The organism is Limnoraphis robusta CS-951 (genome assembly GCF_000972705.2).
Genome location: NZ_LATL02000128.1, coordinates 33,853 through 40,385, shown reverse-complemented (window position 1 = coordinate 40,385; position 6,533 = coordinate 33,853). Strand labels below are relative to the sequence as shown.

Sequence of the window (6,533 nt, the reverse complement as noted above, 5' to 3'; positions counted from 1 at the left end):
GGTTCACAGAGGTTGACTGACACCCAAAAACAACATTGATCAACCCGCCCCGACACTGGTGAGATGTGAGGGGGTTGGGCGGGTTTATATAGGTTATTGATTGGAGACATAGATTTGTGTGGAACCCGCCCCTACAAAACTATTTCCTGTAACCTGTAACCTTTTCCCTGTAAGCTTTTTAGCCTCGTTGTTGGGAGTCTCGGCGTCCGAGTTCATAGACACCGCCACTAATACAAGCAATCATTCCCATTGCGATCGCCCAACTGCTATCTAATCCGGCTTCTACAGCCCAATTACATAGGCTACCGACGATTAAAAACGGCACAATGCTAAACAAGGAAGCATAAAAAGCGTTTTGAGATTCTCGGGCAGCGCGAGTCCGTTCAAACTCTTTTTTTGAAGTGTAGAGTCCTTGTTCAGCAAAGTTAAACCAACGGTTAAGTTGTTCGATCACCCATTCACTGAGGGGAGAAAATCCCCAGTAGAGAGCGAGTGACCACAAAGCTGCTGCTGCAATTGTTGTTGCATCAAGGTTAAACCGAAAAGGGAAGATATCAAATAGCATGGGTGATTTTATGGTGAATTTCTAAATGAGGAATTTGTGATTAATCCTTGACTTATACAGGGTAACGGCGCAAATTAGACTTGATCATAGACAAAACGTTACAGAAATTCAACCGAGCTATTCTCTATGGAGCCAACATAGAGTAGAATACTGGCTCATGTGTCTGCTGCAATTCAATCCGGTTGGTTGCTGATTGTCATCGAATTAAAACTGGGGTGGCAAGCAGGCATCTCACCAGTGAACAGTGAGCAGTTTTTTCAGTGATCAGTTATCGGTTATCAGTTATCAATATTCTCTATTCACTGTCTACAGTGATTACTGTTCACTGGTGACTGATAACTGATCACTGTAAAGAGGAGTCAAACAGATCAATGGGACAGTCAACACCAAAGCCTAGCCAAAAATGGATTCGTCCAAAACGGATGTTGCTATTAGCCGGGTTAATCAGCTTAAGTCTGGCGCCGTTTGGATGGCAAAAGCTGGTTAGTGCGAGAGAATATGGCACAAATCAAGTGGCGACTGGACTGGATTGGTCAGGGGCCTCTTTCCCAGTCGAAAATTTTCAGGAGTATACATCCGGTTTTGGGTATCGTTCAAGTGGGTTTCACTACGGTTTAGATTTAGCAGCCCCGATGGGAAGTTATATTCGCAATTGGTGGACAGGAACCGTTGTGGAAGTCTGGGAAGATGGCCGTTGTGGCACTGGGATTGCAATTGATTCGGGACAGTGGACGCACATCTATTGTCATGTTCAAGGACGGGTGGAGAAAAACGCTCAAGGTCGCTACTTTATTGATAATGACGGTGGTATTCAACTCTGGGAAGGTCAAGTTGTCCCTGCGGGGACAAGAATTGCCCGAGTGGGTATGACTGGACGCACGACAGGCCCCCATTTACACTGGGGGTTAAAATATGGCGGTCGTTGGGTTGACCCGGGTCAGGTTCTATTAGCGATGTACAACCAACAATCACAGCGCGTTTCGAGTCAACCCCGTTGGTAATCCATAAAAACCCGGTTTCTCAAAGAAACCGGGTTTTTGGGGGTAAATCCAGTTGCCAAAAATATCACTAATTCTGCTCAATCTTAGTCATTTTGATAGCTAAATGCCAATCATGATCAGTTTGGGCGAGGGAGTTTTTCGTGAGCGCCCTGTTGACAGTATAATCCCAACATGAAGCTAGTTGAACGTCATTTCATCGCCAAAAACCATCCTCTCTGGTCAGAAATTGACCAGAAGGCTTTTTTGTCGAAAAATTTGTTTAATCTAGCTAATTATCATTATCGTCAACACTTCTTTCAACACCACCAAAAATTAAACTTTAATCAACTTTACCACCGGCTCTCACAAACCCCGGACTACAAAGCCTTACCCACAAAAGTGAGTAAGCAAATCATCCGCCGATTAGATTCAGCCTGGACCAGTTATTTTCAAGCTGTAAAAGTCCGGCAGAAACATCCCGAAAACTTCTTAGGTCAACCCAAAATTCCGGGGTATAAACATAAAACCAAGGGGCGCAATATTCTCCCTTATCCTCACTCAGCCATCTCGAAAAAAGCGTTAAAAACAGGAATTTGTCACCTCTCGATGAGTGAAATAAAAATTCCGACATCACAAAAGGAAATAATCGAGGCGAGGATTGTGCCGAAAAGCAGTTGTTATGTCATCGAAATCGTTTATGAAAAAGCAGAGGAAACAACCCATCATCAAGAAATAGCAGGTATAGACTTAGGCGTTAATAACTTAATGGCTGTAACTACCAATCAAACAGGTGTCCGACCTCTTTTGATTAAAGGCAGACCCTTAAAAGCGATTAACACCTTTTACAATAAACAACGTTCCTGTTTACAATCCCAGCTAAAAATCAAAGAGAATCAAAACCAATCTCAAAGATTAAAAAAGCTCACTCATAAACGCAACTGTAGAGTAGAAAATTATCTGCATACAGCCAGCAGAAGAGTCATAGATTGGTGTCAACAGTATCAAATTGGAATTTTAGTCATTGGGCATAATGCAGCCTGGAAACAATCAATTAACTTAGGGAAAAGGAATAATCAACAATTTCTGAATATTCCCCATTATCGGTTAATCGAAATGTTGACGTATAAAGCCCAATTAAAAGGAATAAAAGTAGTGATAACAGAAGAATCTTATACATCTCAATCTAGTGCGTTAGATGGCGATTCTCTGCCTGCTTATGGAGATAAAAAAACCATGTTTCAGGGCCATAGAATAGCGAGAGGATTGTATAAAACAGCTCAGGGTAGGTTATTAAATGCCGATGTGAATGGGTCATTTAATATCATGAGAAAAGTAATTCCTGATGTCTTAGACCAAGGAATAAAGGGTTTGCCGTTTAACCCTGTAGTGCTTGAACCACTACGAATGACTGGACTTTCAGCCTTTGAGTAGGTTTGAGTAAGTTTCGTTGAGCGGTGAGGTCCATATATTAAAATTTAGATTGCTGACAACGTTGTAAATATAATAATGCGGCTTTGTCTTCTGGGTTAATTATTATAACTTGTTGTAAAATCGCTTCAGCTTGCTCAAATTCTTGGCGATGATACAAGAAGACCCCTTCTTCAAAATCTGACTTGGTTTGGGTTTTTAAGCGTGGCAGAGAGTCCAAATCACCATCATAAATTTCAAACACACCTGCGGCGATATTCTTCCCTTTGACTTTAACCCGATCTAAAAACCGATAACCATAATTTTGAAAATCACTCAAACGAGATAACGTTTTTTCACTAATAATAATTCCTGCACCATAGAGTTTGGTTAATCCTTCCAAACGAGAGGCTAAATTCACGGCATCTGCTATCACGGTACTTTCCATCCGTTCCCGTTCCCCAATGGTTCCCAGCATCAAGGTTCCGGTATGTAAACCAATGCCAATATTAATCGGAACTTTTCCCTGTTGTCGCAGTTCTTGATTGTACAAACTGACTTTTTTTTGCATGGCTACTGCACATTTTACCGCATCTTCAGCCGACTGGGGAAATAATGCCATAATTCCATCCCCAATATATTTATCAATAAAACCATTATGTTTACGAATTATCGGACTAACTTGGTTAAGATAACGATTGATAAAATCAAAAGTTTCTTGGGGTGACATTTCCTCTGAAAGCGTGGTAAACGAACGAATATCAGAAAACATCACCGTCATTTCTTTTTGAACATGGTCTCCTAATTTAACATCAATTATACTTTCATGTCCTAAAAAACGCAAGAAATCATGGGGAACAAAACGACCATAAGCATTATTAATTTTGAGTAAATGAAGATGGGTTTTAATGCGTGCTAATAACTCTTGTTTTGAAAAAGGTTTACTTAAAAAATCATTCGCTCCGGAATCTAAACCATCGACTAAATCTGTCACTTGATTTTTAGCCGTTAACATTAAAATAGGCAGTTCACTATGGAGGTATTTTTCTCGGAGTTTATGACAAACTTCATAACCTGTCATTCTCGGCATCATTACATCCAGTAAAACAAGATCAGGTTTAAATCCTTGCTCGATTAATCTTAGCGCTTCTAAACCATTTGTGGCTTGAGTAATGGCATAGTTTTGTAGAGAGAGATTATTGGCAATGACTTGAATATTAACAGGTTCATCATCAACGACTAAAATTTTGAATTCACTCTTATATTCTATTAATACTTCGGCTACATTTTCAGGTTCGGTTGAAGGTTCTACTAGAGAAGCCGTTGTAGAAACTTTTGAAGGTTGAACATTTTTATTTTCAGTGGGCTTAACAGGTGATTTCGCTTTCGGTAAAGTAAAGGTAAATTGAGAACCTTCTCCGACTTTTGAACTCACTTGAATGATACCGCCGTGTAATTCGACAAGCTGTTTTGTCACGGCTAAACCTAAACCCGTTCCGCCATATTGACGCGCGGTTGAACCGTCTGCTTGTTCAAAAGATTCAAATATTTGTTCTAATTTATCTTCAGAAATTCCAATTCCAGTATCGGAAACAGTGACAGCGATATAATGATTAGATTCATCTATGATTTTCTCACAAGCTGTTATTTCTACGGTTCCAGATTCAGTAAATTTAACGGCATTTCCAATTAAGTTGTATAAAATTTGTTGTAAACGGTTTTCATCGGCTTCAACCCCGGGTAAGTCATTGGGAATTGAATTAATCAGCTTGATGTTTTTTTCTCCAATCAGAGATTGAGAGAGAACCAAAACCATATCAACAACTTCCCATAATCCCACAGATTTTAGCTGTAGTTCAATTTTATTATGTTTCAGTTTAGAAAAGTCTAAAACATCATTGACTAGCGTTAAGAGTCGGCGTCCGGAATTAGAAATCATGGTTAAATTTTTTGTAGTTTTGGGAGGTAATTTTCCGGTTGCGCCATCAATTAAAGAGTCAGATAATCCAATAATACCATGTAAAGGGGTTCGCAGTTCATGGGAAGTATTGGCGAGAAATTCGTCTTTGAGTTGGTTGAGTCGTTTGAGTTCAATATTTTGAGTTTCAAGTGTCGCAAAAGACGCTTGTAATTGTTGCGCCATGTAGTTAAATGTTTGGGCTAAAACTCCCAATTCATCGGAACGATTGATATCAACAGTTTGATCAAATTTTCCTTCAGAAAAAGCCAGGGCTGAATTTTTGAGTTTTAAAATCGGTTGAATAATCCAACGAGCCGTTAAAAAGGCTAAGATTGTGGCTATTATTAATGTGATTAAACACAGGATAATAGTCGTGCGAGTATTGGCGTTAATTTGTTCCATAAAATCAGATTCAGGAATCGAAACGACGACTAACCAATCTAATCCTGCTTGAGTTTTCCAGGGGGTAATCTGAATAAATTCTCGATCATAATCTAAATTCAAGTAAAATTGTTGAGGCGTTTGGATTTGATTAAAGTTTTCAAAATTTTGCAGTAATTTTTGAGTGATTTGACTAATTTTTTGATTCTGACTGTCTACGGCTAAAATCCGTTTAACTTTTTGCTGGTTTTGAATAAAGGGTTGAGTTTCACCGGAATTCGCCACTAACATTCCATCTCGTTCTATAATAAAAATAGTCGTAGCATCACTCAGATTAATTTGATTCAAATATTGACCAATGGCTGAGAGATTCAAATCAACTCCAATTGCTCCAATTAATTGATTGTTGGGATTATAGATAGGATAACTGGAAGAAATTGATAAGATAGGTTCATCTTCCCACTGATAAATTTGACTCCAAACAGGCTTACCTGCGGCGACAGCATTAGTATACCAGGCTTCATTTCTGTGGTCTAAATTTTCTCTAAAAGTTCTAATATTTTGTCGATTTCCTTGTTCGTCTCGGGTGTAAGAATTCCAGTATAAATCTCCGTTGGAACTTCGACGCGCAAACACTTTAATCAGAGGCGAATTATTATCTTGATTTTTAACACCTACAAATTGATTTATTTCCCGTCCACCAAAGTTAATATAACTGACATCAAACACTTCAACTTGTTTGGCAAAATATAAACCCAGTGTTGATAAATCCTCTAAGTTTACTAATTTCAACAGAATCGCATCTTGATTAATTTGATTAATTTGTTGGGGAATCGTCAAATAATGATTGAGGAATTGTTGTAAACGAGAATTAGCCTGTTCTTGTAACTCAATGGCTAATTTATTAACAGCTTCTTGACCATTTTTAAAAGACAACCATCCGACTAATCCCACAGCGCCCACAATTTGCAAAACAAAAGGGACAACTAACAGCGTTTTTAAGGGGATTTTAGCGGAGAATTGAGAAAGGGATTGATTGAGAGATTTAATCAACATTCACAACACCCTGACAATGTAGATGCAGGGGGATTGGGGGTAGATGACCCCGGTTATTTTCCCCTTGTGGTCTATTATGCCTTATTTATTAATTATAGAGACTCCCAAAAACCCGGTTTCTTTGAGAAACCCGGTTTTTAATCCGCACTGTGGAGACAGAAAAACCTGGTAACTTTTACGCGCA

At 39.1% G+C, this 6,533-nt stretch carries 4 protein-coding genes; 2 read left to right on the top strand and 2 right to left on the bottom strand.

Annotation, left to right across the window (positions count from 1 at the left end):
- Window positions 1-178: 178 nt before the first annotated feature.
- The gene (locus WN50_RS11515; protein WP_046281026.1) at window positions 179-565 is read right to left on the bottom strand and encodes a hypothetical protein; all 387 of its coding nucleotides are present in this window, start codon (window positions 563-565) and stop codon (window positions 179-181) included.
- 371 nt (window positions 566-936) lie between these two features.
- Here WN50_RS11515 and WN50_RS11510 point away from each other — a divergent pair, with 371 nt between their 5' ends.
- Both WN50_RS11510 and WN50_RS11505 read left to right on the top strand, forming a co-directional pair.
- On the top strand, window positions 937-1,566 hold the full coding sequence (locus tag WN50_RS11510) for a M23 family metallopeptidase (RefSeq protein ID WP_046281025.1): 630 nt from the start codon (window positions 937-939) through the stop codon (window positions 1,564-1,566).
- A 171-nt stretch (window positions 1,567-1,737) separates the two neighbouring features.
- Window positions 1,738-2,976, top strand: coding sequence for an RNA-guided endonuclease InsQ/TnpB family protein (locus tag WN50_RS11505; protein WP_046281024.1), 1,239 nt, complete (start codon window positions 1,738-1,740; stop codon window positions 2,974-2,976).
- Window positions 2,977-3,013: 37 nt separating this feature from the next.
- Here WN50_RS11505 and WN50_RS11500 read toward each other — a convergent pair whose 3' ends face one another.
- Window positions 3,014-6,349 (bottom strand): ATP-binding protein, encoded by a 3,336-nt coding sequence (locus WN50_RS11500; RefSeq protein ID WP_046281023.1) that lies wholly within the window; start codon window positions 6,347-6,349, stop codon window positions 3,014-3,016.
- Window positions 6,350-6,533 lie beyond the last annotated feature (184 nt).